General features: G+C 73.5%; 21 protein-coding genes and 1 pseudogene. 6 read left to right on the top strand and 16 right to left on the bottom strand.

The window, feature by feature from the left end; translation table 11 throughout:
- Nucleotides 1-51: 51 nt before the first annotated feature.
- Both lipB and ACQPYA_RS23720 read right to left on the bottom strand, forming a co-directional pair.
- Nucleotides 52-693 (bottom strand): lipoyl(octanoyl) transferase LipB, encoded by a 642-nt coding sequence (gene lipB / locus ACQPYA_RS23725; RefSeq protein WP_433529296.1) that lies wholly within the window; start codon nt 691-693, stop codon nt 52-54.
- Between the two features lie 144 nt (nt 694-837).
- A complete protein-coding gene (locus tag ACQPYA_RS23720; protein ID WP_433529295.1) occupies nt 838-2,655 on the bottom strand; it encodes a DUF2079 domain-containing protein in 1,818 nt (605 codons plus the stop codon).
- A gap of 277 nt (nt 2,656-2,932) precedes the next feature.
- Between ACQPYA_RS23720 and ACQPYA_RS23715 the strand changes: the two genes are divergently transcribed.
- The gene (locus tag ACQPYA_RS23715) at nt 2,933-4,159 is read left to right on the top strand and encodes an extracellular catalytic domain type 1 short-chain-length polyhydroxyalkanoate depolymerase (protein WP_433529294.1); all 1,227 of its coding nucleotides are present in this window, start codon (nt 2,933-2,935) and stop codon (nt 4,157-4,159) included.
- A 188-nt stretch (nt 4,160-4,347) separates the two neighbouring features.
- Here ACQPYA_RS23715 and ACQPYA_RS23710 read toward each other — a convergent pair whose 3' ends face one another.
- The 5 genes from ACQPYA_RS23710 to ACQPYA_RS23690 form a co-directional block, all read right to left on the bottom strand.
- The gene (locus ACQPYA_RS23710; RefSeq protein WP_433529293.1) at nt 4,348-5,250 is read right to left on the bottom strand and encodes a TIGR01777 family oxidoreductase; all 903 of its coding nucleotides are present in this window, start codon (nt 5,248-5,250) and stop codon (nt 4,348-4,350) included.
- A 46-nt stretch (nt 5,251-5,296) separates the two neighbouring features.
- Nucleotides 5,297-6,304 (bottom strand): aldo/keto reductase, encoded by a 1,008-nt coding sequence (locus tag ACQPYA_RS23705; RefSeq protein WP_433529292.1) that lies wholly within the window; start codon nt 6,302-6,304, stop codon nt 5,297-5,299.
- A 79-nt stretch (nt 6,305-6,383) separates the two neighbouring features.
- Nucleotides 6,384-7,562 carry a D-alanyl-D-alanine carboxypeptidase family protein gene (locus tag ACQPYA_RS23700; protein ID WP_433529291.1) on the bottom strand — a complete coding sequence of 393 codons (1,179 nt, stop codon included), beginning with the start codon at nt 7,560-7,562 and terminating at the stop codon, nt 6,384-6,386.
- A 246-nt stretch (nt 7,563-7,808) separates the two neighbouring features.
- Nucleotides 7,809-9,137, bottom strand: coding sequence for a low temperature requirement protein A (locus ACQPYA_RS23695; RefSeq protein ID WP_433529290.1), 1,329 nt, complete (start codon nt 9,135-9,137; stop codon nt 7,809-7,811).
- Nucleotides 9,138-9,182: 45 nt separating this feature from the next.
- Nucleotides 9,183-9,761, bottom strand: a complete 579-nt coding sequence (locus ACQPYA_RS23690; protein ID WP_433529289.1) for a TetR/AcrR family transcriptional regulator — start codon at nt 9,759-9,761, stop codon at nt 9,183-9,185.
- Between the two features lie 139 nt (nt 9,762-9,900).
- Between ACQPYA_RS23690 and ACQPYA_RS23685 the strand changes: the two genes are divergently transcribed.
- Nucleotides 9,901-10,845 (top strand): SDR family NAD(P)-dependent oxidoreductase, encoded by a 945-nt coding sequence (locus ACQPYA_RS23685; protein ID WP_433529288.1) that lies wholly within the window; start codon nt 9,901-9,903, stop codon nt 10,843-10,845.
- Nucleotides 10,846-10,914: 69 nt separating this feature from the next.
- Here the strand turns inward: ACQPYA_RS23685 and sucB are convergent, their stop codons facing one another.
- Nucleotides 10,915-12,720, bottom strand: a complete 1,806-nt coding sequence (gene sucB, locus ACQPYA_RS23680; protein ID WP_433529287.1) for a 2-oxoglutarate dehydrogenase, E2 component, dihydrolipoamide succinyltransferase — start codon at nt 12,718-12,720, stop codon at nt 10,915-10,917.
- A gap of 72 nt (nt 12,721-12,792) precedes the next feature.
- Nucleotides 12,793-14,184: a dihydrolipoyl dehydrogenase gene (lpdA, locus tag ACQPYA_RS23675; RefSeq protein WP_433529286.1), complete on the bottom strand. Its 1,392-nt coding sequence runs from the start codon at nt 14,182-14,184 to the stop codon at nt 12,793-12,795.
- A 179-nt stretch (nt 14,185-14,363) separates the two neighbouring features.
- Between lpdA and ACQPYA_RS23670 the strand changes: the two genes are divergently transcribed.
- A complete protein-coding gene (locus ACQPYA_RS23670; RefSeq protein WP_433533586.1) occupies nt 14,364-14,693 on the top strand; it encodes a hypothetical protein in 330 nt (109 codons plus the stop codon).
- A gap of 107 nt (nt 14,694-14,800) precedes the next feature.
- Here the strand turns inward: ACQPYA_RS23670 and ACQPYA_RS23665 are convergent, their stop codons facing one another.
- Entirely contained in the window at nt 14,801-16,372 is a 1,572-nt protein-coding gene (locus ACQPYA_RS23665) for a leucyl aminopeptidase (protein ID WP_433529285.1), read from the bottom strand.
- A 194-nt stretch (nt 16,373-16,566) separates the two neighbouring features.
- Here ACQPYA_RS23665 and gcvT point away from each other — a divergent pair, with 194 nt between their 5' ends.
- Nucleotides 16,567-17,691, top strand: coding sequence for a glycine cleavage system aminomethyltransferase GcvT (gcvT, locus tag ACQPYA_RS23660; RefSeq protein ID WP_433529284.1), 1,125 nt, complete (start codon nt 16,567-16,569; stop codon nt 17,689-17,691).
- An 8-nt stretch (nt 17,692-17,699) separates the two neighbouring features.
- Here the strand turns inward: gcvT and ACQPYA_RS23655 are convergent, their stop codons facing one another.
- From ACQPYA_RS23655 to ACQPYA_RS23635, 5 genes and pseudogenes are all read right to left on the bottom strand, one after another.
- Nucleotides 17,700-18,989 carry a DUF2314 domain-containing protein gene (locus ACQPYA_RS23655; RefSeq protein ID WP_433529283.1) on the bottom strand — a complete coding sequence of 430 codons (1,290 nt, stop codon included), beginning with the start codon at nt 18,987-18,989 and terminating at the stop codon, nt 17,700-17,702.
- 66 nt (nt 18,990-19,055) lie between these two features.
- A pseudogene (locus tag ACQPYA_RS23650) lies at nt 19,056-19,828 on the bottom strand (adenosylcobinamide-GDP ribazoletransferase).
- On the bottom strand, nt 19,818-21,839 hold the full coding sequence (locus ACQPYA_RS23645) for a bifunctional adenosylcobinamide kinase/adenosylcobinamide-phosphate guanylyltransferase (protein ID WP_433529282.1): 2,022 nt from the start codon (nt 21,837-21,839) through the stop codon (nt 19,818-19,820). Before ACQPYA_RS23645 ends, ACQPYA_RS23650 begins: the two are co-directional and overlap by 11 nt.
- A gap of 71 nt (nt 21,840-21,910) precedes the next feature.
- Nucleotides 21,911-22,117 (bottom strand): hypothetical protein, encoded by a 207-nt coding sequence (locus ACQPYA_RS23640; RefSeq protein ID WP_433529281.1) that lies wholly within the window; start codon nt 22,115-22,117, stop codon nt 21,911-21,913.
- A 59-nt stretch (nt 22,118-22,176) separates the two neighbouring features.
- The gene (locus tag ACQPYA_RS23635; RefSeq protein WP_433529280.1) at nt 22,177-23,889 is read right to left on the bottom strand and encodes a protein kinase domain-containing protein; all 1,713 of its coding nucleotides are present in this window, start codon (nt 23,887-23,889) and stop codon (nt 22,177-22,179) included.
- Between the two features lie 173 nt (nt 23,890-24,062).
- Between ACQPYA_RS23635 and ACQPYA_RS23630 the strand changes: the two genes are divergently transcribed.
- Complete coding sequence (locus ACQPYA_RS23630) at nt 24,063-24,263, top strand: hypothetical protein (protein WP_433529279.1); 201 nt, start codon at nt 24,063-24,065, stop codon at nt 24,261-24,263.
- On the top strand, nt 24,263-25,054 hold the full coding sequence (locus ACQPYA_RS23625; RefSeq protein ID WP_433529278.1) for a site-2 protease family protein: 792 nt from the start codon (nt 24,263-24,265) through the stop codon (nt 25,052-25,054). The genes ACQPYA_RS23630 and ACQPYA_RS23625 overlap by 1 nt, the downstream gene beginning before the upstream one ends.
- Before the next feature lie 102 nt (nt 25,055-25,156).
- Here the strand turns inward: ACQPYA_RS23625 and ACQPYA_RS23620 are convergent, their stop codons facing one another.
- A complete protein-coding gene (locus ACQPYA_RS23620) occupies nt 25,157-26,155 on the bottom strand; it encodes an aldo/keto reductase family protein (protein ID WP_433529277.1) in 999 nt (332 codons plus the stop codon).
- Nucleotides 26,156-26,191 lie beyond the last annotated feature (36 nt).

Below are 26,191 nucleotides of genomic sequence, written 5' to 3'. Positions count from 1 at the left end.
GCCGGTGTCGGAGTCCTCGACCGAGGACCGCGACACTGGGCCTACGTCTGGTCAGACCTCGACGATGGTCCGTAGGTGACGCTCGACGACGGGGAGCACGTCGGCCACGGTGACCGGGCGGCCCAACTCGGCGGTGAGCGAGGTGACCCCGGCGTCCCGGATGCCGCACGGCACGATCCGGTCGAAGTACGTCAGGTCGCAGTCGCAGTTGATGGAGAAGCCGTGCAGGGTCACCCCACGGGCGACCCGGATGCCGATGGCGGCGACCTTACGGGCCGGACCCCGGTCGTCGGCCGGCACCCAGACTCCGCTGCGGCCCTCGATCCGCCCCGCGGCCAGGCCGAACTCGGCGCACACGTCGATCAGCATCTGCTCGACCCGCCGGACGTACGCGACCACGTCGACCGGGTCGGGCAGCCGCAGGATCGGGTAGCCGACCAGCTGCCCCGGACCGTGCCAGGTGATCTTGCCGCCGCGGTCCACGTCGACGACCGGGGTGCCGTCCAGCGGTCGGTCCCACGGCTCGGTGCGCTTGCCGGCGGTGTAGACGCTCGGGTGCTCCAGCAGCAGCACGGTGTCGCCCTGCTCGGCGGAGACCACCGCCTCGTGCAGGCGGCGCTGCTCGTCCCAGGCGGCAGCGTAGTCGAGGACGCCGGCGTGGACGGCCGTCAGGCCGGAGGTCGTGGTGGTCACGCGTCTCAGCGTAGACCCGTACCCGCCGGTCACCGGCGGTGAGCCCGCTCACGGCCGCGACCGAGCCCTGGTATCCGCTCCGTCCCGGTCGGGCGGGGCCCAGAGGTCCGCTCCGTCCCGGTCGGGTCGGGCCGTGGTGCGGGCTCAGTTCCGGTCGATGCGCCAGAGCCAGACGTCCTCGACCCGCTCCGGTTCGCCGAGCAGCATGGTCAGGGTGCGGCGCAGCGCCTCCTCGTCGACCGCCCACTTGGCGCCGTGCACGGCGTCGGCGAGCACCACCGTCTCGATCCGCCAGTGCGCCAGGTCGGCCCGGATCTCCTCGTGGGTGCCCTCGGTGACGATCGGGAGCGCGCCGTTGCGGGCAGCCTGGTCCAGCAGCGCGCCGAAGGGGCGCGGCACCGGGCCGATCCGGCCCCGGCCGTCGGGGCCGCCGGGGCCGAGGAAGAATCCGGACGGGATGGCGAACTCGCCCTGCCGGTGCGACAGCGCGTACGCCTGCCAGCGTTGACCGTCGGGATAGACGTCCAGGGCGAGCGGTGCCGGGGTCAGCACCCCGCCGGGCGAAACATAGTTCCGCCACGCCCCCGAGGTGATGAAGCGGGGGATCGGTTCGCGTTCGCTGGTCAGCAGGGGCGTCGGGAAGATCGGCACCAGCGCCACCGCGAAGGCGACCGTCCAGGCCACCGCCGCTGCCCGGCGGGGCGGGTGCTGCCGGAGCCGGTCCACGGCGTACGCCAGCAGCAGGCCGATCACCGGCGTCACCACCAGCGCGAGGCGGGCGGGCAGCGCGGCGTTCACCACCGGCAGGTGCCCGAGCAGCTCGAACGGCATGGGCAGGTCGGTGTGCCGGCCGTCGACCTTCGCCACCGGCCCGAAGGAGAGCAGGGTGAAGACCACCGCGACGACCCCGAGCGCCCAGAGGGTGGCCCGGCGCCGCGGATCGGCGTGCCGCCACAGCAGCACGAAACAGCCGACCGTGAGCAGCAGCAGCGGCAGCCCGAAGAACGAGTTCTCCTCGGTGGGGTTGGGGGCCAGCGAGGTACGCAATCCGGCCTCGCCGGCCAGCGACCGGCGCGGGTACGCGGCGTACGCGGCGATGTCCTCGGAGTGGATCACCGGGTCGAAGCCGGTGCCGTGGAACCGCTGCGGCCCGGCGAAGTGCAGCCAGAGCGGGTACGCCAGCAGCACCCCGGCGACCACCGCGGTCACCGCGAGCCCGCGCAGGAAGGACGGCAGCGCGGCCCGGGCCTCGGCGCGGTTGGCGGGATGCAGCGCCCACACGGCGACGAAGAGGCCGAGCGCCAGCGCGGTGAAGAACAGCCCCTCCGCGGCGATCGAGAAGGAGATCGCGACGAGCACGCCGAGGATCACGCCGTCGCGTAGCCAGTGCCCCGGCCGGCGCAGCGCGAACACCCGCCATGCCAGCAGCGGCACCAGCCAGCCTGCCGTCCAGTTCAGATGGGCGTTGGCGTGCGAGACCATGCCGGGGGAGAAGCCGATGAACAGCCCGCCGATGGCGGCGGCGAGCGGGCTGCGGACCAGGTGCCGGGAGAGCAGCCAGTACCAGACGACGGCGGTGGCGGCCAGGTTGAGGGTGAGAATCACCAGGAACGTGGCCGGCGGCCCGATCAGGTACGTCAGCGGCGCGAAGACCACCGCGTACACGGTGATCGAGGTGTTGACCGCGAGGTTGACCCCGTCCGGGACGTTGATCAGATACGTGTAGAGCGGGTTCTCCCCGTGACCCACCGCGTGGGCGCCGAAGGCCAGCAGCCACTCGAACAGCGCCTGGTCGCTGGAGTTGACGGTGATCGCGCGGGCGTTCGGGTCCCGCCACAGCCCACTGGTCACCCAGACCGCGAGCGCCAGCGCGAGCAGCGTCACGATCAGGTCGGCGCGGCGGTCACGGGTGACGCGTGGTGGCGAGGCGGGCGCGGACGCCAGGGACGGGGAGGTGGGCACCTAGCGGACGTTACCAACCGCACCCGGACACCCCCGGTCAGACCCGGCACGTCGAGATGTAAGGAAGGGCCCCCTTTTAACGCCTGAGGTAGGTAAGGGGGCCCTTCCTAACATCCGGACGGGGCGGCGGCGGGGAGGGGGTGGGGCGGGCGAGTCGGGGACACATGGTGACGCCGATGAATGTGTGAATACTCGCCATGTCATGGGTGTGACACATCTGCGTAACCTCGCGGCAATCATCGGTGGCCCAGCTCACATATCGCCACAGGAGGTCTCCGTGCGCCGTACCCGCACCCTGCCCGGCCGGCTCGCCGGCGTGGTGGCCGGCCTGGTCCTGGCCGTCGCCGCGCTGGTGGCCGTCGCCGCTCCCGCCCAGGCCGCGTCCCTGACCCAGGTCACCAGCTTCGGCTCCAACCCCGGCAACCTCGCCATGTACGCCTACCGGCCGGACAACCTGCCCTCCGGGGCGCCGGCCGTCGTCCTGCTGCACGGCTGCGCCCAGAACGCCGCCGGCTACTTCGCCAACTCGGGCTGGCAGAAGTACGCCGACCAGTGGCAGTTCGCCCTGATCGTGCCCGAGCAGCGGTCCGCCAACAACTCCAGCTCCTGCTTCAACTGGTTCGAGACCGGCGACACCACCCGCGGCCAGGGCGAGGCGCTGTCCATCAAGCAGATGGTCGACCACGCCCGGTCCAGCTACGGCACGGCCGCCAACCGGGTGTACGTCAGCGGGCTCTCGGCCGGCGCTGCGATGAGCGCGGTCATGCTCGCCACCTACCCGGACGTCTTCGCCGCCGGCTCGGTCATCGCCGGCATCCCGTACCGCTGCGCCACCGGAACCGTCAACGCGTTCTCCTGCATGAGCCCCGGGGTGGACAAGACTCCGGCGCAGTGGGGCGACCTGGTGCGCAACGCCCACCCCGGCTACACCGGCCCGCGCCCGAGGGTGGCGCTCTGGCACGGCACCGCCGACTACACGGTGGCGGTGGCGAACGCCACGGAGTCCCGTGACCAGTGGACCAACGTGCTCGGCGTGTCGCAGACCCCGACCAGCACGGCGCAGCTGCCGGCCGGCACCAGCCTGGAGGTGTACGGCAACGACGTGGTCCGCGTCTACCGGGTCTCCGGCATGGGCCACGGCACCCCGATCGACCCGGGCTCCGGCGCGGACCAGTGCGGCACCGTCGCCGCGTACTTCCTGGACACCATCTGCTCGGCGTACCGCGACGCCGTCTTCTTCGGCCTGGACGGCGGCGCAACCCCGACCCCGACGGCCTCCCCGAGCCCCACCGCGTCACCCACGCCCACCGCGTCCCCGAGCCCCACCGGCACCCCGACCTGCATCACCGCCAGCAACTACGCCCACGTGGCAGCCGGCCGCGCCTACCACTCCGGCGGCTACGCCTATGCCAACGGCTCCAACCAACGCATGGGCCTCTACAACACCTTCCACACCACCACCCTGCGCCAGGTCACCCCCACCCACTGGACCATCGGCTGCTAACGCCCCCGCCCGCCCCACCCCACCCCCACCCCCGTCGCTGCCGATCATGCAGTTGTGGTGACCGAAAGATGCCGATATGCCGCTTTCGAGGGGCACCACAACTGCATGATCGGCGGGAGCGGGAGCGGGAGCGGGAGCGGGAGCGGGAGCGGGAGCGGGAGCGGGGGTGGGGGCGGGGGGTGGGCGGGTCAGGGGGTGGTTAGGGCGGCGTGGAGGGCGGTGGGGAGGTCGGGGTGGCGGAAGGTGAAGGCGGCGCGGTTGAGGACGCCGGGGAGGACCCGGGTGCTGGTCAGGGCCTCCTGGGCGAAGCCGCCGAGGGCCAGCTTCAGGGCCAGGGCGGGGATCGGGATGATCGCGGGGCGGTGCAGCTGCCGGGCGAACTCCCGGGTGAAATCGGCGTTGGTGACCGGTGCCGGGCCGACCACGTTCACCGGGCCGGCCAGGTCGGCGCGGGCGAGCAGGAACGCGGTGGCGTTCAGCCAGTCGGTCATCGAGATCCACGGAATCCACTGCCGCCCGCTGCCGAGCCGGCCGGCGATGCCCAGCTTGAACGGCAGCAGTTGCGGCTTGAGCAGCCCACCGTCGCGGTGCAGCGGCAACCCGGTGCGTAGCCGCACCACCCGTACCCCGGCGTCCTCGGCGGGCCGGGTCGCCGCCTCCCACACCCGGGCCACGTCGGCGAGGAAGCCCTCGCCGGCCGGCGCGTCCTCCTCGACCACCCGGTCGCCGGTGTTGCCGTACCAGCCGATCGCCGAGGCGTTCAGCAGCACCTCGGGCCGGTCGGCCGCCGGCAGCCCGGCGATGGTGATGGCCAGGGTGCTGGTGGTGTCCACCCGGCTGGACCGGATGAGCTGCTTGTACCGGTCGTTCCAGCGGCGGTCACCCACCCCCGCGCCGGCCAGGTTGACCACCGCGTCCGCCTCGGCGACCAGCGCCGGGTCGAGCTGCGCCGCCGAGGGCCTCCACTGCCGTTCGTCGGGGCTGCGCGGCGTCCGCCGCACCAGCCGGGTCACCTGGTGCCCGTCGGCGACGAGCAGGTCGACCAGTCGGGTGCCGAGGAAGCCGGACGCGCCGGCCATGAGGATCCGCATGCTCATATCTTCGGGTACGCGCGGCGGCCTGAACCGGTCGAGTCGGTCACGTGGCGGTATAGCTCGCAGTTTGGCGCAGGTCCGCCAGCAGCCGCTCGACCTCGGCGTACGCGTCGCCGGGCAGCGGGCCGAGGGTGAGGACGGCGGCGTTCTCCTGCACCTGGGCCACCGTGCGGAAGCCGGGGATCGGCACCGCCCGTGGACTGCGGGTCAGTAGCCAGCCGAGCGCGCCCTGCGCGAGGGTACGGCCGTCGGCGGTGAGCGCGGTGCGGACCCGGGCGACCCGCTCGGCCCACTGCGGTGCCGGTCGGCCGTCAGCGAACCAGTCCAGCCACTCCGGTGCGCGCCCCCGCACGTCGTCCGCGCCGAGTACCCGGGTCGCGGCGGTGAGCAGCCCCATCGCCAGCGGCCCCCGGTTGATGCTGACCAGGTCGTACGCCTCGCAGACCGCCAGCATCCCGGCATTGTCCCGCAGCACGGACTGCTCGTGCTGGATCGCCGTGCAGTGCGGGGCGGCTGCCGCGAAGGCCGTCGCGGAGGCGGGGTCGTCGGTGCTCCACCCGTACGCCCGGATCTTGCCCTGGGTCACCAGGGCCTCCAGCGTGTCGACCAGGTCGAGCGCGGCGGCGGTCGGCAGGTCGTTGAGGTGCAGCTGGTAGAGGTCGACGTGATCGGTGCCGAGCCGGCGCAGCGACGCCTCCAGGCTGGCCACCGCGTAGCCGGGGCTGTGGTCGGCGCCGGTGGCCCGGCGGGTCGCCTCGTCCGAGGTGTGGCCGAACTTGGTGGCGATCACCACCTGGTCACGCCGGCCGGCCAGGGCCCGGCCGAGCACCCGTTCACTGTGCCCCGCGCCGTAGTTGCTGGCGGTGTCGAAGAAGTTCACCCCGTAGTCGAGCGCCGCGTGGATGGCGCGAACCGACTCGTCGTCGTCGACCTCGCCCCAGCCGTACGGCTGACCGTCGTCGCCCCAGAGCGCCCCGCCGATCGCCCAGCACCCCATGCCGATGGCGCTGACCTCGATCCCACTGCGTCCCAGTGCCTTTGTCGTCGTCATGCGCCCAGCGTTCCGTTTCGAGCCCACTCGAAGTCAAGCCGCCCCATCCGGCAAGCTTGAATACTTGCCGGTCACCGCGCTACCGGTGGCGGGCGCGCCGGTGCTGGCCGACGATCACGCCGAGCACGGCAATCAGGAGGACGGCGCCGAACGCGAGCGTGGCCGGCAGGGAGAGCGACGACGATCCACCGGACCCGCCGGCCCGGCCCCCGGCGGCGATCACCATCTGGTCCGTCTTCTTCTGCTCCTCGGGCGTGACCAGGTGACCGACCGACGTGTCGGGGGAGAGGGCGAATCCCCAGTTCAAGAGCGCGGTCGCCTCGCCGAGGCTGCCCAGCGGCGCGGTCTGGGCGCCGAGCAGGGTCACCACGAGCCGGCGACCGTCGCGTTCGGCCACCCCGACGTACGTCTGCTGGGCCAGATCGGTGAAGCCGGTCTTGCCGGCGAGCATGCCGGGATAACCGTCCATCATCGAGTTGTCGTTCCTGAGCGCGAACGCCGGCCGTCCCGGCTGCGCCGGAATCTGCGCGACCCGGGTCGCCATGTACCGGCGGAAGTCCTCCCGGGCGAAGGCGATCCGGGTGATCAGCGCGAGGTCGTACGCGCTGGTGTACTGGCCGGGTCCGTCCAGGCCGGAGGGGGTCGCCGCGTGGGTCTGGTTGGCGCGCAGCCGCCGCGCCTCGTCGTTCATCGCCTGCACGCCGCCGGCCCGCCCGGCTGCGCCGCCACCGAGGCGGGCCAGCACGTTGGCGGCGTCGTTGCCGGATTCGAGGAGCAGCCCGAACCACAGGTCCTCGACTGTGTACCGGCCACCGGGGACCACACCCATCAACGAACTCTCCGGATCGAGATCCTGTAGGTCCTCCCGCTTCACCTCCACAACCTGGGTCGGGTCGAGGCGGGGCATCAGGGCGGCGGCGAGCAGCAGCTTCTGCACGCTGGCCGGGGTCCGGTGCTCGTGGGGTCCGCAGCCGCCGAGGACCAGTCCGCTGTCGAGGTCGGCCACGAGCCAGGCGGTGGCGGTGACGGCCGGCACCTTCGGCGCGCCGGCCGGGGCGGCCAGGCCGGGCGTTGCCAGGGCCTCGCCGCCGACCGCCCCGTCGGCCGGGTCGACCGGCGGCGGCGAGGGCGTGGCGGGCGGCCGGGCCGGCGATTCCACAGTGGGGCACGGCTGGTTCTGCGGGGCCGCGGCCCACGCGGGAGTCACGCCCGGCCCGGCGGACGAGACGAGAACGACGCTCAAGAAAACGGCAACCATACGAGAAGAGGCCACGTCACGCACGGTAGTGGTCGTTCGGCGGGCGCGCGGCGTTTGGAGAAGGCGCGGCGTATCGACACCGACGAGCGGCCTGAGTGCCGGAGAGCCCGCCTGTTCGTCCTTGGCCACGACGTCGGCAACCGCCGCCAATCCGACCGTTGTCGCTGGACGGTCGCCGTCGTGCCGCTTCGGGGAGGAGGGGAAACGTGTCCCGGAAGGTGCCGGCTCGTCGCTTCCGGCGGTGTTTCAGAGCGTCGACTCGGGCGGGTTGTCGTGCCAGCGGGCGCGGAAGGCGGCCTCGTTGGCCTCGTGGGTGGTGCGCTCCTCGAAGACGGTGGCGCGTAGCGCGTGTCGGGCGTCGGCCATCAGCACCACCTCGGCGCTGACCAGACCGACGCAGATCGCGGTGAGCAGGCCGAGGGCGGCCAGCCCGGGTAGGAGCATGGCGAGCGGGATGCTGACCGCGAGCAGCCCCACCGTGCCGAGCCGAAGCCAGGAGAGCGTGCGCAGGGTGCGCAGCTGGAACAGCATGTTCCCGACCAGATAGCAGATCACCCCGCCGAACAGCAGCGGCACGTCCGGCCCGTGCGCCCGCTCGCCGACCGGTACGCCCGGCTCGGCGATGTCGTGCACGATCCCCTCGGCGCCCAGGGCGAACAGGATGATTCCGGAGATCATCGGCAGGTAGAGGTAGGCGTACGCGTCGCGGGCCATCAGCACCCGGGGCCGGCCCTGGCTGGCGTGCAGGGCGATCCGGGCGGCCGGACCGATCACGTCGTAGTGTGCCCACCACAGCGCGGCGGTGAAGACGATGCCGAACACCGCGGCGATCACCCCCGGCCAGGTCGGCGGCTGGCCGATCAGGTTGCTGCCCAGGCCGACGGAGATCACCGACTCGCCCAGCGCGATGATCAGGATCAGGTCGTACCGCTCGGTCCAGTGCTCGGCGGAGGTGACCTCCCAGCCCCAGGTCTTGGCGAGCAGCCCGGTGCCGTACTGGAGGAGGACGACGGTGATCCAGAGGGCGTCCCGAATCGTCTCGGCGATGCCCAGGTCGGGCAGGTGGCTCGGCAGCAGCGCGGCGACGAGCAGCAGGATGGTGCTCAGGGTCAGCTCGGGGGCGTACCGGAGCAGTTGCCGGCGTTCCACCGGGTCGTTGCGGACCACGTGCAGGAAGAGCGCCAGGTGCACGGCACGGATGACCACGTAGCTGACCGCCACCACGATCGGCCCGGCGTCGCCGCCACGCGGGTTCTGGAAGGCCTGGGGCAGGGCGAGCGCGAAGCAGAACAGCGCGGCCATCCCGGCGACCATCAGCACCGGTACGAAGCCCTCGCCGATCCGGACCCGGGTGGCCACCACCGTGTGCACCACCCAGCACCACCAGAGCACCGCGAGGACGAGCACGGCGTGCAGCAACTGCTGGCTGTTGATGTTGACGACGGTGGTCCGGGCGATGTTGAAGAACGAGAAGACGAAGACCAGGTCGAAGAAGATCTCGAACTTGTCGACCCGGGCGCCCGGCGCTATCCCGACGGCGGGACCCAGCCGCCCCCGCCAGCCTCGCTCGCCCATCGCCTGAGTTTCGCAGCGTCGGGCCGGGCCACGGGGCGATTCGGCTCAGCCGCGTGGGCCGTACCGCAGGCCGTCCATCAGCAGGTCCAGCAGCCGCCGCGCCTGGTCACGCTGGTCCCGCCCGCCGGCGGCGAGGGAGACGCCGCTGAGCCCGACCAGCACGTCCCCCGGGTCGACGTCGGACCGGATCGCCCCGGCCGCCGCGCCCGCGGCGAGCAGCCGGGCGACGGCGGCGAGCAGCCGGTCCCGGCTCTGCGCGTACGGGTTGGTGCCGGCGGCGATCACCAGGCGCAGGGCGTCGGCCATCTCCCGCTTGGTGGTGAGGTAGTCGATGAAGCGGTCCATCCAGGCCCGGGTCGCCTCGGCGGGCGGCAGCTGGCCGAGCAGGTCGCCGGCCGAGTCGCAGAGTTTCTCCAGCTCGTTGCGGTAGGCCGCCTCGACCAGCGCCTCCCGGCTGGGGAAGTGCCGGTATAGCGTGCCGATCCCCACCCCGGCGTCCCTGGCGATCGAGTCCAGGGTTACCTCCGCGCCGGCCTGGGAAAACGCCCGGACCGCCGCCTCCAGCAGCCGCTCGCGGTTGCGCAACGCGTCGGCGCGCAAAGGTCGGGGACTTCGTTCCGGCACGTCGCCTCCTGAATTCGACCTCCGTCCGGGTGGCAAGCGGAGGATCCTCCGGTTAGCCTGGACCGTAACGGAGGAGTCTCCGCTTTCCCATCGTAGCGGCGGTCGATCCCGCCGCGCCGCTACCGGACAAGGATGGATCATGACCACAGGCACACCTGTCAGCACCCCGTTCACCGCGGCGTCCACCGCGCTGGAGGTCGTCGCGGGCATCGACCTCACCGGCCGCCGGGCCGTCGTCACCGGCGGGGGATCGGGCATCGGCGTCGAGACCGCCCGCGCGCTCGCCGCCGCCGGCGCCGACGTCACCCTCGCCGTGCGCCAACCGGAACAGGGCGCCCGGGCCGCCGCGGAGATCACCGGCACCACCGGCAACGACCGGGTCACCGTGGCCCCGCTCGACCTGGCCGACCCGGCCTCGGTCACCGCCTTCGTGGCGACCTGGGACGGTCCGCTGCACCTCCTGGTCAACAACGCCGGCATCATGGCCTCGCCCGAGATGCGTACCCCGCAGGGCTGGGAGATGCAGTTCGCCACCAACCACCTCGGGCACTTCGCGCTGGCCACCGGGCTGCACCCGGCACTGGCCGCGGCGCGGGGCGCCCGGGTCGTCGCGGTCAGCTCGGCGGCGCACCTGCGTTCGCCGGTCGTCTTCGAGGACATCCACTTCCAGCGGCGCGACTACGAGCCGTGGGCGGCGTACGGGCAGTCCAAGACCGCGAACGTGCTCTTCGCCGTCGAGGCGACCCGGCGCTGGGCGCAGGACGGCATCCTGGTCAACGCGCTGCACCCCGGGGGGATCCGCACCAACCTCCAGCGGTACGTGACCGAGGAGGAGCTGGCCCGGCTGCGTACCCAGAGCGGCCCGGCGGCGCCGGCCTGGAAGACGCCCGAGCAGGGCGCCGCCACCTCGGTGCTGGTGGCCACCTCGCCCCTGCTCGACGGCGTCGGCGGGCGCTACTTCGAGGACTGCCAGCAGGCCGGCCCGAACCAGCCGGGCAGCCGCACCGGAGTGGCCGGGTACGCCCTCGACCCGGAGGCGGCCCAGCGGCTGTGGCAGGTCAGCGAAGAGACCCTCACCTCCTGACCCGCCCGAACCGGAAGGGCGCCCCTGGTCCTGGGTGACCGGGGGCGCCCTTTCGGCAGTGACGACGTGTTACAGGCCCAGTTCGGCCTCGAAGTTGCCGGCTTCCAGCCGCTCCTTGATCGCGACCAGGAAGCGGGCCGCGTCGGCGCCGTCGATCAGCCGGTGGTCGTACGACAGGGCCAGGTAGACCATCTGGCGGACCGCGATCACCTCACCCAGATCCGGGTCGTTGACCACGACCGGACGCTTGACCACGGCACCGGTGCCCAGCATCGCCGACTGCGGCGAGGGCACGATCGGGGTGTCGAAGAGAGCACCCCGGCTGCCGGTGTTGGTCAGCGTGAAGGTCGCGCCGGCGATCTCGTCCGGGCTGATCTTGTTGGTCCGGGTGCGTTCGGCCAGGTCGGCGACCCGCTTGGCGATGCCGCCCAGGTTGAGGTCACCGGCGTTGTGGATGACCGGCACCAGCAGGCCGCGCTCGGTGTCCACCGCGATGCCGAGGTTCTCGGCCTCCGGATAGGTGATCGTCCCGCCGTCGAGGTCCATCCGGGCGTTCACGATCGGGTACGTCTGGAGGGCCTCGATCGCCGCGAGGGCGAAGAACGGCAGGAACGACAGCTTGACGCCGTGCCGCGCGACGAACGACTCCTTGGCCTGCGCCCGCAGCTTGGCGATCTTGGTGACGTCCACCTCGATCACGGTGGTGAGCTGCGCCATCTCGTGCAGCGACTGCTGCATCCGCTTGGCGATCGCCGCGCGGATCCGGGGCAGCTTCTCGGTGGTGCCGCGCTTCGCGCTCGGCTGCGGCTTGGCGGCGGCCCGGGCCGGGGCGGCCGGCGCGGCCGGCTGGGCCGGAGCCGGAGCGGCCTTCGCGGCGCGGGCCTTCTCGGCCGCCTCCAGCACGTCCTGCTTGCGGATCCGGCCACCGACACCGCTGCCGTTGACCGCCGCGAGATCCACGTCGTGCTCGGCGGCGAGCTTGCGTACCAGCGGGGTCACGTAACCGGCCGGCTGCTCGGCGCCGGCGGTCGGCGCCGTCGCCCGCTGCGGGGCCGGCGCGGACGGCTGTGCGGCCTGTTCGGCCCGGGCCGGCTCCGGCGCGGTCTCGGCCTCCGCGGCCGGCTGGCTGTACGACACGCCGGGCGTCGGCTCGGAAACCTGCGGCTCCGGCCGGGCCGGCGGCTGCTCGGCCGGAGCCGAGGGCTGCGCCACCGGCTCGGGCTTCGGCTTCGGCTTCGCCTCGGCCGGGGCGCCACCGGCGGCGCCGACGACGGCCAGCGTGGCGCCGACCTCGGCGGTCTCGTCCTCGGCGACCTTGATCTCCAGGAGGGTGCCGGCGACCGGTGCGGGGATCTCGGTGTCGACCTTGTCGGTGGAGACCTCCAGCAGCGGCTCGTCCACCTCGACGGTCTCGCCGACCTGCTTGAGCCAGCGGGTGACCGTACCCTCGGTGACGCTCTCGCCGAGCGCCGGCATCTGCACCGGGGTGCCCGCGCCCGACGGCGCCGGGGCGGCCGGTGCCGGCTCCTCGACGGCCGGCTGCTCCGCCTCGGCCTGCGGCTCCTCGGCCGCCTCGGCGGCCTGCTCGGCGGGGGCGGCCTGCTGCTGCGGGGCGGCCTCGCCGCCGGCCGACTCGCCCTCGCCGGAGATCACCGCCAGCTCGCTGCCGACCTCGGCCGTCTCGTCCTCGCTCACCACGATCCGGGTCAGCACGCCGGCCGCGGGGGACGGGATCTCGGTGTCGACCTTGTCGGTGGACACCTCCAGCAGCGGCTCGTCGACCTCGACGGTGTCACCCTCCTGCTTGAGCCAGCGCGTGACGGTGCCCTCGGTGACGCTCTCGCCGAGCCGGGGCATGGTGACCGATACCGGCATGTTCTCCAGACTCCTTCATTTCCCTGGTGGGGGGATCATCGCCCGTCGCCGGACGCCGCGGATACGTCGAGGTCAGGCGTGCGCGTGCAGCGGCTTGCCGGCGAGAGCCAGGTGCGCCTCGCCCAGGGCTTCGTTCTGCGTCGGGTGGGCGTGTACGAGCTGCGCCACCTCGCCCGGGTACGCCTCCCAGTTGTAGATCAGCTGCGCCTCGCCGACCAGCTCGCCGACCCGGGCGCCGATCATGTGCACGCCGACCACCGGCCCGTCCTCGACCCGGACCAGCTTCACGAAGCCGGCCGTCTTGAGGATCTGGCTCTTGCCGTTGCCGCCGAGGTTGTAGTTGTAAGTCTTGATCTTGTCAGCGCCGTACTGCTCCTTGGCCTTCGCCTCGGTGAGGCCGACCGACGCCAGCTCCGGGTCGCAGTAGGTGACCCGCGGGATGCCCGCCTCGTCGATCACCGCCGGGCTCTGGCCGGCGATCTCCTCGGCCACGAAGATGCCCTGCTGGAAGCCGCGGTGGGCGAGCTGGAGGCCGGGCACGATGTCGCCGACCGCGAAGACGTTGGGCACGCTGGTGCGCAGCCGCTCGTCGGTCAGCACGTAGCCCCGGTCCATCTTCACGCCCTGCTCCTCGTACCCGAGGTTGGCGGTGTTCGGCCCGCGGCCGACCGCGACCAGCAGCAGTTCGGCCTCGACGGTCTCGCCGCCGGCGATGGTCACCTTCACGCCGTTCTCGGTCTTCTCGACCTTCTCGAACGGCTTGCCGACCTTGAAGTTGATCTTCCGCTTGCGGAAGGCCCGCTCCAGCGCCTTCGACGACTCCTCGTCCTCGGCGGCGACCAGCCGGGGCAGCGCCTCGATGATCGTCACGTCCACGCCGAAGGACTTCCAGACGCTGGCGAACTCGACGCCGATCACGCCGCCGCCCAGCACGATCGCCGAGCTGGGGACCCGGTCCAGGACCAGGGCGTGGTCGCTGGTGATCACCCGCTCGCCGTCGACCTCCAGGCCCGGCAGGCTCTTCGCGTACGAGCCGGAGGCCAGCACCACGTTGCGGCCGGTGTACCGCCTGCCGTCGACCTCGACCGTGTTCGGCGCGACCAGCTTGCCGTGGCCCTCCACGAAGGTGATCGACTTGTTGCCGTTGACCAGGCCCTGTAGGCCCTTGTAGAGCCGGGAGATCACACCGTCCTTGTACGAGTTGACCGCCGCCATGTCGATGCCGACCAGTTCGGCCTTGACGCCGAACTGCTCCGACTCGCGGGTCTGGTCGGCGATCTCCGCGGCGTGCAGCAGCGCCTTGGTCGGGATGCAGCCGTTGTGCAGGCAGGTACCACCGAGCTTGGCCTTCTCGACCAGCGCGACCGTCAGACCCAGCTGGACGGCGCGCAGCGCGGTCGCGTAGCCGCCACTGCCACCTCCGAGGATGACGATGTCGAAGGTTGCGTCGTTCGGCTCGCTCACGTCCAACTCCCAGGTCGCTTCGCTGCATCGGGGGTCACGGCGGGGTAACAGGGACACACCCCACCTCGGCCATCTTGTCACCACCGTGACGAACCTGCGTACCGAGGTGCCCAATGACACGTTGCGGCCACGTACCCTTGGCACTGCCTTCGATGACGGACGCGTGGGGAGACGGCTCGGTGGGACTGTTCCGGCGACGCAAGCGGGCACGCGCGGTTGACCCTGACCGTACGGCCAATCGCGCCGATCTGGAGCACTTGGAGAATTTTATCCGGACCCGGAAGGGCGTCGAGGCGTTCATCGAGCCCCGCACCACGGTCACCGAGACCACGATCATCCTGATCGCCGACGACGGCGAGTGGACCCGGCGCCGGATCGACGGGCCGGACGGCGCGCGGCGCTTCGCGTACCGGCTGAGCATCCCGATCTACGACGTGGCTCTGATGGGCTATCCGCAGCGGATGCGCGACTACAACGAGCGCCGCAAGCGCCGACCCGAGCTGTACTGAGCCCGCCCCACCCGCCGGCCAGGTATGCCCGGCCAGGTGCTCGGCCAGGTGTTAAGAAGGGCCCCCTGCCATGCGCCAGGCGTTAACAGGGGGCCCTTCCTTACAGGTCAGCCGTTGGTGGCGACGTCGTCGATCAGGTGGAGCAGGGTGCGGACGGGGACACCGGTGCCGCCCTTGGTCCAGTAGCCGGTCGCCTCGCCGGAGTGGTAGGACGGCCCGGCGATGTCGATGTGCGCCCAGGCCACCTCGTCGGTGACGAACTCGCGCAGGAAGACGCCGCCCTGCAACATGTGGCCGGCCCGGTCCATCCCCGCGTTGACCTGGGAGATGTCGGCCACGTCCGAGTCCATGCCCTTGCGGACGTCGTCCGGCAGCGGCATCGGCCAGGCCGGCTCGCCGACCGCGTCGCCGGCCGCGCGGACCCGCTCGCACAGCTCGGCGGTGCCCATCACGCCGGAGATCCGCTTGCCCAGCGAGACCACCTGCCCACCGGTCAGGGTGGAGGTCTCGAAGAGGTAGTCGCAGCCGTCCTCACAGGCCCGGGCCATCGCGTCACCGAGGATCATGCGGCCCTCGGCGTCGGTGTTGAGCACCTCCACCTTCTTGCCGTTGTACATGCTGATCACGTCGCCCGGCCGGTACGACGTCCCGGACGGCATGTTCTCCGCCATCGGCACGTACCCGGTCACCGCCACCGGCGGCTTCAGCTCGGCCACCGCCAGCATGGTGGCCGCGACCGCCGCCGCCCCGGCCATGTCGGACTTCATCTCCCACATGCCCTGCGCCGGCTTGATCGAGATGCCGCCGGTGTCGAAGGTGATGCCCTTCCCGACCAGGGCCACCCGCTTGCCGGTGCCGCCGCCGTCGGGCGTCCAGGTCAGCTTCACCAAACGTGGCGGGGCCTCCGAGCCCTGCCCGACCGCGGTGATGCCGCCGTACCCGCCCTCGCGCAGCGCGACCTCGTCGAGCACCTCGACCTCCAGGCCCGCGGCCCGGGCCGCCTCGGCGACCGAGTCGGCGAAGACCGGCGGGCGCTGCTCGTTCGGCGCGGTGTTGACCCAGTCCCGGGTGCGTCGCACCGCGTCGGCGACCGTCCGGGCCCGGGTGATCTCGGCCTGCGCCCCCGCGTCCGCGGCGTCCGGCACGGCGACCAGCACCTCGGCCACCGGGACGCGTCGGGTCGGCTGCGGCCGGGTCTTGTAGCCGGCGAAGCGGTAGCCGCCGAGCAGCGCTCCCTCGGCGACCGCGCGAAGCGCGTCGGTGGCGTCCGCGTCGTCGGGCAGCGGCAGCGCGAGCGCCACCCGGGGCGACCCGGCGAGAGCCCGTACGGCGGCCCCCGCGGCCCGCCGCAGGGTCTCCGGCGCGGGTGCCGCACCGCTGGGCTCCGGGCCGAGGCCGACCGCGGCGACCACCGGGGCGGTGACCGTGCCGAGGGTCGCCAGCTTGATCACCTCGCCTGGGCCGCCGGTCGCGCCGAGCAGCGCGAGCGTCTCGGTCAGCTTGCCGTCGAAGGCGGCGGCGATGCTCTCTGCGCCGGTGGCGAGCAGCAGGGTGCCGGCGAGGCCGCTGGTGGCGTCCTGCTCACCGGTCGTACTGTGCACGCCGATCACGATCGCGTCGACGGCGAGTTCGGCGGGGTCGGTGTCGACCAGGCTCAGGGTGGTGCTGGGCGATGTCACGGAAGCTGCTCCCGGGCGGGCCGGGCCGGTCGCGTTGTGGCGTACCGGCGGTGGAAGGTCTCCAGCGGATGATTACCCGCCGGAGGTCGATGCTGCACCGCCGGCTCATCCGGCGGGACCCGCCGATGCTAACCAGACCCCGGCGGGTCCCGCCGATGCTAACCAGACCGGTGCATCCCGGTAAGTTGCCACCCATGACCGACGTGACCACCGACGCCGCCGAGACCCGGCTGCGTCGTTCTCCGCTGGGTGCGCGGCACAGCGCGCTCGGCGCCAAGTTCGCCCCGTTCGGCGGCTGGGAGATGCCGCTGGAGTACGCCGGAGGCGGGGTGCTCCGCGAGCACACCGCGGTGCGGACCGACGTCGGTGTGTTCGACGTCTCGCACCTGGGCAAGGTCCGGGTGACCGGGCCGGGGGCGGCGGACTTCGTCAACGCCTGCCTCAGCAACGACCTGGGTCGGATCGGGCCGGGCCGGGCCCAGTACACCCTCTGCTGCGACGAGGCCACCGGCGGCGTGGTGGACGACATCATCGCCTACCTGTACGCCGACGACCACGTCTTCCTCATCCCGAACGCGGCGAACACCGCCGAGGTGGTGCGCCGGCTGCGCGCCGCCGCGCCACCGCAGGTGACGGTCACCGACGAGCACGAGGCGTACGCCGTACTGGCCGTGCAGGGGCCGCGCTCGGCGGAGCTGCTGGGCGCGCTGGGTCTGCCCACCGGGCACGGGTACATGAGCTTCTCGCCGGCCACGCTCGACGGCGTCGAGCTGACCGTGTGCCGCACCGGCTACACCGGCGAGCTCGGTTACGAGCTGGTGGTCCCGGCCGGCGAGGCAATCGCGGTCTGGGACGCGCTCTTCGCCGCCGAGCCGACGCCGCAGGCGTGCGGGCTGGCCGCCCGGGACACGCTGCGCACCGAAATGGGGTACCCGCTGCACGGGCAGGACCTGTCGTTGGAGATCACCCCGGTGCAGGCCCGCTCGGGCTGGGCGGTCGGCTGGGAGAAGCCGGCCTTCTGGGGCCGTGCCGCGCTGCTCGCCGAGAGGGCCGCCGGCCCCGCACGTGCCCTGCGCGGCCTGGTGGCCGTCGACCGCGCCATCCCCCGCCCCGGCATGGCGGTCTTCCACGGTGACACCCAGGTCGGCACGGTCACCAGCGGCACCTTCAGCCCCACCAGGAAGCAGGGCATCGCCCTGGCCCTCATCGACACCGCCCCGGCCCTCCCCGACGACACCGAGCTACAGGTCGACATCCGCGGCCGCCGCCTCCCCGTCCGCCTGACCCGCCCCCCCTTCACCCACCCCTCCGTCAAGTAACCCACCGGTTAGGGGGTGGGGGATTCGCCGGCGTCGAGGACGGCCTGGGTCCAGCCGCCTTCGATGACGCCGGTGCCGTCCAGGACGGCCCAGTCGACCACGTCGGTGGCTTCCACCACCACCGGGGAGCCGATCCGCACGGTGGGGTCGGTGTTGGCGTCGCTGGCGCTGGCGGCGACGATCCGTTCCGGGGTGTCCCAGGAGGTCACGCCGGCCCAGACGTACTCGGGGCCGTCGTCGCCGGGTAGGCCGTACTTGACCACCAGCTGGGTCTCCGGCGGGAGCTGCCCGGCGTGGAACCGGGCCCGGATGTCACCCAGCCCGGCGCGGGCGGTGGCGATCGCCCGGCTCATCGCGTCACCCGCCCGGGCGTAGCGCACGTCCGGCTGGATGCCGGCGAAGAGGGTGGCGCAGGCGGCGGCGAAGTAGCGTCCGGGCGGGCCGGGATGCCCGGCCGGCGGGCGCAGGCTGAGGAACGAGTCGGCGTCCGGGTCGGTGGCCGGGTCCAGCTCCAGCCGGAGCAGCACCGGCGCGGTCGCTCCGTGCTGCTCCGGATTGCCGTACGCCACCGCGATGTCGTGCCCGGTCACGGTGGCCAGCACCGGCAGCTGCACGAAGGCCGGCACCTCCTCGCCGGCCAGCCCGTCGGTCCAGTCCCGCAGCAGCCGCCGGGCGGCGCCGGTCATCACCGCGCCCCAGGCCCGGGTGAGGTGGTCCGGCACGCCCTGGGTCTGCAACTCCAGCAGGCCGAAGCGGCGCAGCCCCTTGGTGGTGAACCAGAGCCCCTCGGCGTCCGACGAGTACGGCACCAGCACCCAGTCGACCAGGCGGACCCGTCCCTGCGCGTCGGGCAGCGAGCGCAGCGCCGCGGCCGGGTCCAGGAACTGCAACCCGAAGACGTCCACCACGTCGCTGCCCACCGCCTCGGCGACCGCGGCGGCCACCGCCCGGGCCGCCCACTCGTGCGCCGGGGGCCAGCCCGGCCGGTACTCGGCCTGCACCACCACCAGGTGGCTCGCCGCGGCCAGCCGGTCCAACTGCGGCTCGGTGGCCCCGAACGCGGTGAGCAGGTCCGGCGGCAGCTCGGGGAACTCGCCGATTGGCCGGACGTCGACGCTCATCAGCGGGCTGTCCAGCATCTGCTTGGCCAGCCCGTGCACCGGCTCGGCCAGCCGGCCGGCCAGCCCGCGCACCGCGGCCCGCGCGCTGACCGCCGGCAGTCCCGCCGTCGGCACCAGGTACGTCGCGTTGAGCGACTCCGGAACCGGAACGGGCAGGAAGTCGTCGGTGATGAGCATGTCGTCCCCCGGGTGGCCGCGCCGGTGTTGTCGTGGGAGAACGCTACCCGCCGGCGGTGTCCCGGCTCAGCCGGACAGCACCAGTCCCAGGTAGACGAGCGTGGTGACCAGCTCGACCGTGGCGCCGAGCACGTCACCGGTGATGCCACCGAGCCGGCGTACCACGTGTCGCAGCAGCCCGGCCGCGACGGCGAGGGCGGCGAGCACGACCAGCGGGCCCTGCCAGGGGCGGCCCGGCACCGCCGGGACCGCGAGCAGCGCGACGGCGGCCGTCCCGGTGGCCAGGGCGACCGGCCCGACGGTGCCGGCCACCAGCGCGCCGAGCCCCTCCGGGCGGGCCGCCGGCACCCCCGCCGGCAGGCCAGGGTCACTCCGAGCCGGCCGGCCGCGGCGGCCGTCACGACCGCCGCGAGCGCTGCCGGCCGGGTTCGACCGGCCAGCTCCGCCAGCGCGGCGGCCTGCACCAGCAGGACCAGCACCAGGGCGACCACACCGAACGGCCCGACGTCCGGCTTCTTCATGATCTCCAACGCGGCGGGTCCCCGCCGGTACGACCCGAGCGCGTCCACGGTGTCGGCCAGCCCGTCGAGGTGCAGTCCCCGGGTGAGCAGGGCGCCCACCGCGACCGTCACCCCGGCGGCGACCAGTGGCGCGGCGACCACGTCGAGCAGCAGCAGCACGCCGGCGAGCGGCAGGCCGAGCAGCGCACCGACCGCCGGCGCGAGGGCCATCGCGGTACCGGCCGTGGCCCGGTCGACCCGGCCGGCCCGCACCGGTGCGATGGTGAGGGTGGTCAGCGCCAGCCGCGCCCCGTGGCCGAGCCGGGGCTCAGCCGGCACGCGAGCCGGAGTGGTCCGCCGGGTGGGTCGGTTCCGTGCTGGTCGGCCCCGGCCCGTCGGGCTCCGGCTCGCGGAAGTCGGGCTCGGCGTCCTCGACGGACTCCTCCGGCCGGGCCGCATCGTCGGGCAGCGCCCCGTCGTCCTGCGTCGCGTCGTCCTGCGTCCCGTCGCCCTGGGCACCGCCGGGGCCGAAGCCGGCAGCACTTGCGGAACCAGCGGCACTGTCGGGGGCGGCGGGATCGTCGCCGGCCGGGGCGGGGCGGGGCGGCAGCGTGGCGGCCAGCGCCACCGCCGACCGCAGCAGCGGCAGCACGGTCAGCGCGTTGGCCCCCTCGCCGAGGTCGAGTCGCAGCTCGGCCAGGGGGTCCAGGCCGAGCACGTCGGCGGCCAGCCGGACGGCGGGGTGCCCACCGTGGTCGGCCAGCAGGCACCAGTGCCGGGCCTGCCCGGCGAGATCCCGGCTGACCAGCCCGGCCGCCACGCCGACCGGGCCGTCCAGCAGCACCGGAACCCGGTGTGCGGTCGCGCCGAGCAGGACACCGGTGGCGACGGAGATGTCCCCACCACCCAACTCGGCCAGCACGTCCTTGGCGTCGCGCGAGGAGCGGCGGGTGCGGTGCAGGGCGTCCCGGACCGCCGCGCAACGGGCCATCCAGGCCACGTCGTCGATCTCGCCGGTCCCGGTGACCACCCGGGCGAGCACCGTGGGCGGCTCGGCGCCGGCGGTCGCCGCCAGCACCGCTGCCGCCGCCGCCTCGGTGCCGGCACCGCAGGCCGCCAGCACCAGCAGTTGTACGCCGGCCTCCGCGGCCTCTTCGGCCAGCCGCCAGCCGTAGTGCAGGGCCGACTCGACCTGCTCAGCGGTCAGCGCCGGTCCGTGTTCGATGGGTTCGGCCGCGGGCGCCTCCACCACCTGTAGGCTCGCCCCGCTCTCGGCGGCCAGCCGGGCGAGCACGCCCTGACCGGCACGCGCCTGGTCGGCTCGCCGGGTGGACTCGCCGACCCGGGTGCCGGCGGCGGAGCCACCGGCGTGGTCGCCGTGCAGCATCAGCACCCGGACCGACTGCCAGGGCAACGGGGTCGGCGTGCCCTGGGTGGCCGCGGCGAACGAGACCACCTGCGCCAGGGCGCCCAGCCCGGTGCCCGGCACGTCCAGGGTGGCCAGCCGGTCCACGGCCTGCGGCCCGGCGTACTCGTCGGGCATGGGCAGGTCCATGCCGGACTGGATGACCGGACCCGTCCCGGCCAGCGGTCGGGTCGGCACGGGCACCGGCCGTACATCGGTGTCGCCGGCCGGTGCGGCGGGCCGCTCCGGCGTGGTCACCGGCGGCGAGGCCGGCAGTGCCGGGACGGCGCCGTTGGCGGCCTGCCCGGTGGCCGGGCCGGCCTGCGCGGGTACCGTCGTGCCGAGGCCGCTCCCGGCGGTCCGGCCCGGCGTCGGGCCGACCGGCGCGGGCCCGGCGGTGGCCGGCTTCAACCGGCACGGCTGGCCGGCGACCACCAGGACCACCGCGTCGCAGGCGTCGGCGACGGCCCGGTTGGCCGTGCCGAGCGCGTCGGTGAACGCCCGGCCCAGCGGCGTGGTCGGCACCAGGGAGAGCCCGACCTCGGGGCTGACCAGCACCAGCCGTGCCGCGCAGGAGCGGACGGCGGCGGCCAGCTCGTCGACGGTGGCGGTGTCGTCGGCCGGCTGGTGGGCCGGGTCGAGCAGCACGCTCACCCAGCCGCCGAGGTCGTCGACGAGCAGCGTCTCTTCCGGCCGGGCGGCGGCGATCACGTCGGCGAGCCGGCGCGGGTCGGCCGCGGTCTCCTCGGTGCTCCAGGCCGCCGGCCGGCGGGCGCGGTGTGCGGCGAGTCGGGCCGCCCACTCCGCGTCGTCGTCGCCTCCGCCAGCGGCGGTGGCCACGTACCGGACCGTGGCCGCGTCGGCCACCAGGGACTCGGCGAACTCCGACTTGCCGGAGCGGGTACCGCCGAGCACCAGGAGCGTGTTCCACCCGTCTAGCGACATGCCCGTACCTTACGACCCTCGGCGCGCGACGGGCAGCGCAGGTTGGCCGTGACGCTGCCGCCCGGTACGGTTCACCGCTGCTCCGGGCCGTGGTAGAAGAAGTCGTTCGGGTTGACGTCGGCCGGCTTCGGATCCTCCTGCCAGGCTCCCTCACCGGGGCGGGCGACCAGGGCGTCGATCAGTTCCTCCCGGTCCATCTCCCGCGCGCCCTCGATGCCCCCGTGCACCGCGATGTGGCGTAGCTCCGCCGTGTCCATCTCCGGGATCGGTTTCATCATCGCCGCCTCCTGTACCGACGTCGGTCGCGGAAGAAGCGGCATACCCGTGCGGAGGGCGGTCAACCGCAGTGTTCAAAGGGACTGCTGTGGCTGGCTCCGCCGGCGGAGCCGCCCCACTTCACGCAGGTTCCGGCGGCACCGGCCCGGACGGGCCCGGCGTAGTACCGGAACGAGCCGCTGTCGGTGGACCGGGCCCGGCCCTGCACCTCCAGGAAGGCCGACACCGGCGTCGCCGTGCCGACCGCGGTCTCCTTGAGCGTCACCACGCAGTTCGACCCGGTCCCCGCGTGGTAGAGCAGGTGAACCCTGCCCTGCCGCCGGCCACCGGCGGTCAGCGTCGCCGAGTTGATCACTTTGTATCCGCTGCCGCACGCCTGGACCGCGGTATAGGGGTTGGGTATCTCGGCCGCCCCGCTGCTGGGCGCGGTGCTCGGCCGGGTGGGGGAGGAGGCGCCCGGTCCCGGCGTGCTCGCCGGGGTGCTGCTGCGGCCCGGCGACGGGGTCGACACCGCCGACGGTGACCGGCTCTCCCTCGGCTCACCGGTGCCGCCCGTGCCGGCGCGCCGGGAGGCCACCAGCCCCGGGTCGCCGATCAGCACGGGCGGGTCGTTGGGCGCGGCGGCAGCGTCGTCGTCGACCGGCGGCCGTGACGCCACCGCCACCACCCCGGCCACGGCGGCGAGCACGACGCCCACCGCGGCAGCCAGCACGGCCGGACGCCGCAGCCGGCGGGTCCGGTTCCGGCCCACCGGTGTCGTCGTGCCCAGGGTGGTCGCCTCGGCCCCGGCGTCGGTGGGCCCGGCCGGCGGCACCGTGGCGCGGGCCGCGCCGGCCGGTCGCGGCCCCGGATCAGGCGACGCCGAGGCCGCCCAGGCATGCCCCGCGACGAGCGATGGGCCGCCCGGTGCCGGACTGCCGCCCGGTGCCGCGCTGCCGGCCGCTGCGGTGCGGCCGGCCGCGGTTGCGGCGTTGGCCAGTTCGGCCGCGCTGGCGTGCCGGCCGGCCGGATCCCTCGCCATCGCCCTGGACACCACCGAGGCCACCGGTGCCGACACGTCCGACGGCAGCGGCGGCGGCTCCTCGCGCAGCCGCCGCAGCGCCACGTCGAGCGGGTTGTCCCCGACGAACGGTGGCCGCCCGGTGAGGCAGAGGTACGCCACGGCGCCGAGCGCGTAGATGTCGCTCGCTCCGGAGATGGGCTGGCCGGCGGCCTGTTCGGGGGACATGAACGAGGCGGTGCCGAGCACCGTGTGGGCGGCGGTGATCCCCGCCGTCGCGCCGGACCGGGCGATACCGAAGTCGACCAGCACCACCCGACCGTCCGGCTTGACCAGCAGGTTGCCCGGCTTCACGTCCCGGTGCACGATGCCGGCCAGGTGGGCGGCGTGCAGCGCCTCGGCGGTCTGGGCCACCACCGACATGGTGGTGACCGGATCGAGCCGCCCCACCCGTCGTAGCCGCGCGGTCAGCGGCTCGCCGTCGACGTACTCCATCACCAGGTAGTCGACGTGACCGCCGTCGGCGAGCGTGGCCTGCCCGACGTCGTGCACCGCGACCACCCCGGGGTGTCGCAGGGCCGCCAGCATCCGTGCCTCGGCCCGGAACCGGGCGGTGAACTCGGGGTCGGCGGTCAGCCCCGGCAACAGCACCTTGACCGCCACCACCCGGCCCAGCAGGACATCCGTGCACCGCCAGACCGCGCCCATCCCGCCGGCCGCCACCCGTTCGCCCAGCCGGTACCGCTCGCTGAGCACGACCCCCGAAGTCAGCACCGGGTCACGGTACCGGCCGTCGATCCACGCCCGGGGTCCGGCCGCCCGCTCACCGGCCGCCCTCTGGATGGGCGCCGCCTCACCGGGCGACGGCACAGCCGCTGCTCGAACGGCCGACTACGCTGGCGGGGGTCCCGTCCCACGGGACATCAGCGGCGAGGGGAGACGCGCACATGGCGTGGAGCTGGCGGTACGAGGGCACCAACGGCGAGCCGGTCGACGGGCCGGGCGAGTCGTTCGGCAGTCAGGCGGATGCCGAGTCCTGGATCGGCCAGACCTGGCGGGAGCTCGCGGCGTCCGGCGTTACCTCGGTCGCGCTCGTCGAGGACGATCGGGTCGACTACCGGATGAGCCTGCTGCCCGTGGCCGAGTGATGACCGGGCGGGACGCCGAGCCGCTGGTGCTCGGGGTGCCCCGGGCGGCCTTCCGGCCCAGCCCGGTCTTCCTCGCCCTGGTCGCGCTGCTGGTGACCAGCGCCCTGCTGGCCTGGCACGGGGTCGGTAACGTCCGGCTCGCGGTCTTCGGCTTCGTCGTCTCCGGCTGGGTGGTCTCGCTCTGCCTGCACGAGTACGCGCACGCCGTGGTCGCGTACCGGTTCGGCGACCGGGGCGTGGCGCACCGCGGCTACCTGACGCTCAACCCGCTGAAGTACAGCCACCCGCTGCTCTCCATCGCGCTGCCGGTGGTGGTGGTGCTGCTCGGCGGCATCGGTCTGCCGGGCGGCGCGGTCTGGGTGGACCGGCACGTGATCTCCGGGCGGCTGCGGCACACCCTGGTCAGCCTCGCCGGCCCGGCCACCAACGTGCTCTTCGCGTTGGTGCTCGTGGCGGTGCTGCGGCTCGGCGCGCCCGGCGGCGGCCCGGTGGAGTTCTGGGCGGCCGTGGCGCTGCTCGCCTTCCTCCAGCTCACCGCCAGCGTGCTCAACCTGCTGCCGGTGCCCGGCCTGGACGGCGGCAACATGATCCAGCCGTGGCTGAATCCGCAGTGGCGGCGGATGTACGACCTCTTCGCGCCGTACGGCTTCATCCTGCTCTTCGCGCTGCTGTGGAACCCGCGGATCGGCGGCTGGTTCTTCGAGGCGGTCTTCGCGATCGCGAACTTCCTCGGCCTGCCGCCCTGGCTCTACGCCACCGGCCTGGAGCTGGTCCGCTTCTGGCAGAGCTGACCCGAGCGGCCCGGCCGGCAGAGCTGATCCGAGCGGCCCGGCCGGCGGGAGGCGGCCCGAGCGCCCGGCCGACGCGTCCCGCGCCGACCGGGCCGGGCCGGGTCAGGGACGCTCGGCCGGCGACTCGGTACGCGCCGGGTCGCGCTCGGTCACCGGCTCGACGATCTCGTCGATCGCCTTGAGCAGGGCGGCGTCGAGCTTGACGCCGGCCGCCTTGACGTTGTCGTGCACCTGCTCGGGGCGGGACGCCCCGATGATCGCGGAGGAGACGTTCGGGTTCTGTAGCACCCAGGCGACGGCCAGCTGGGCCATGGTCAGCCCGGCCTGGTCGGCCAACGGCCGCAGCTGCTGCACCCGGGTCAGCACGTCGTCGGTCAGCCACTTGGCGATGAAGCCCGCGCCGGACTTCTCGTCGGTGGCCCGGGAACCGGCCGGCGGAGGCTGGCCGGGCAGGTACTTGCCGGAGAGCACCCCCTGCGCCATCGGCGACCAGACGATCTGACCGAGGCCGAGCTCCTCGCTGGTGGGGACGACCTCGCTCTCGATGACCCGCCAGAGCATCGAGTACTGCGGCTGGCTGGAGACCAGCGGGATGCGCAGCTCCCGGGCGAGGGCGTGGGCCTCGCGGATCTGCGACGCCTTCCACTCGGAGACGCCGATGTAGTGCGCCTTGCCGGAGTGCACGACGTCGGCGAACGCCTCCATCGTCTCCTCCAGCGGAGTGCTGTAGTCGTACCGGTGGGCCTGGTAGAGGTCCACGTAGTCGGTCCGCAGCCGGCGCAGCGAGCCGTTGATCGACTCCATGATGTGCTTGCGGGACAGGCCCCGGTCGTTGCGACCCGGGCCGGTGGGCCAGTACACCTTGGTGAAGATCTCCAGGCCCTCGCGCCGCTCGTGCTCCAGCGCCCGGCCGAGCACGTCCTCGGCGCGGGTGCCGGCGTAGACGTCGGCGGTGTCGAAGGTGGTGATGCCGGCGTCCAGGGCGGCTCGGACGCAGGCGACGGCGGCGTCCTCCTCGACCTGCGAGCCGTGGGTGATCCAGTTGCCGTACGAGATCTCGCTGACCATCAGGCCGGAGCGGCCCAGGTGTCGGAATTCCATACCCCGACCCTAGTCCGCACCCGGGACAAGACCGCC

Source organism: Micromonospora sp. CA-263727, assembly GCF_050942455.1.
Taxonomy (GTDB): domain Bacteria; phylum Actinomycetota; class Actinomycetes; order Mycobacteriales; family Micromonosporaceae; genus Micromonospora.
This window is presented reverse-complemented; position numbering and strand designations above follow the sequence as displayed.

Coding starts and splice junctions, on each gene's coding strand:
- ACQPYA_RS23685 (WP_433529288.1), top strand. CDS start 9,901: ATGACCACAGGCACACCTGTCAGCACCCCGTTCACCGCGGCGTCCACC.
- ACQPYA_RS23630 (WP_433529279.1), top strand. CDS start 24,063: ATGGCGTGGAGCTGGCGGTACGAGGGCACCAACGGCGAGCCGGTCGAC.
- ACQPYA_RS23695 (WP_433529290.1), bottom strand. CDS start 9,137: ATGGGCGAGCGAGGCTGGCGGGGGCGGCTGGGTCCCGCCGTCGGGATA.
- ACQPYA_RS23625 (WP_433529278.1), top strand. CDS start 24,263: ATGACCGGGCGGGACGCCGAGCCGCTGGTGCTCGGGGTGCCCCGGGCG.
- gcvT (WP_433529284.1), top strand. CDS start 16,567: ATGACCGACGTGACCACCGACGCCGCCGAGACCCGGCTGCGTCGTTCT.
- ACQPYA_RS23710 (WP_433529293.1), bottom strand. CDS start 5,250: ATGCGGATCCTCATGGCCGGCGCGTCCGGCTTCCTCGGCACCCGACTG.
- ACQPYA_RS23620 (WP_433529277.1), bottom strand. CDS start 26,155: ATGGAATTCCGACACCTGGGCCGCTCCGGCCTGATGGTCAGCGAGATC.
- ACQPYA_RS23645 (WP_433529282.1), bottom strand. CDS start 21,839: ATGTCGCTAGACGGGTGGAACACGCTCCTGGTGCTCGGCGGTACCCGC.
- ACQPYA_RS23705 (WP_433529292.1), bottom strand. CDS start 6,304: ATGACGACGACAAAGGCACTGGGACGCAGTGGGATCGAGGTCAGCGCC.
- ACQPYA_RS23655 (WP_433529283.1), bottom strand. CDS start 18,989: ATGCTCATCACCGACGACTTCCTGCCCGTTCCGGTTCCGGAGTCGCTC.
- sucB (WP_433529287.1), bottom strand. CDS start 12,720: ATGCCGGTATCGGTCACCATGCCCCGGCTCGGCGAGAGCGTCACCGAG.
- ACQPYA_RS23700 (WP_433529291.1), bottom strand. CDS start 7,562: ATGGTTGCCGTTTTCTTGAGCGTCGTTCTCGTCTCGTCCGCCGGGCCG.
- ACQPYA_RS23640 (WP_433529281.1), bottom strand. CDS start 22,117: ATGATGAAACCGATCCCGGAGATGGACACGGCGGAGCTACGCCACATC.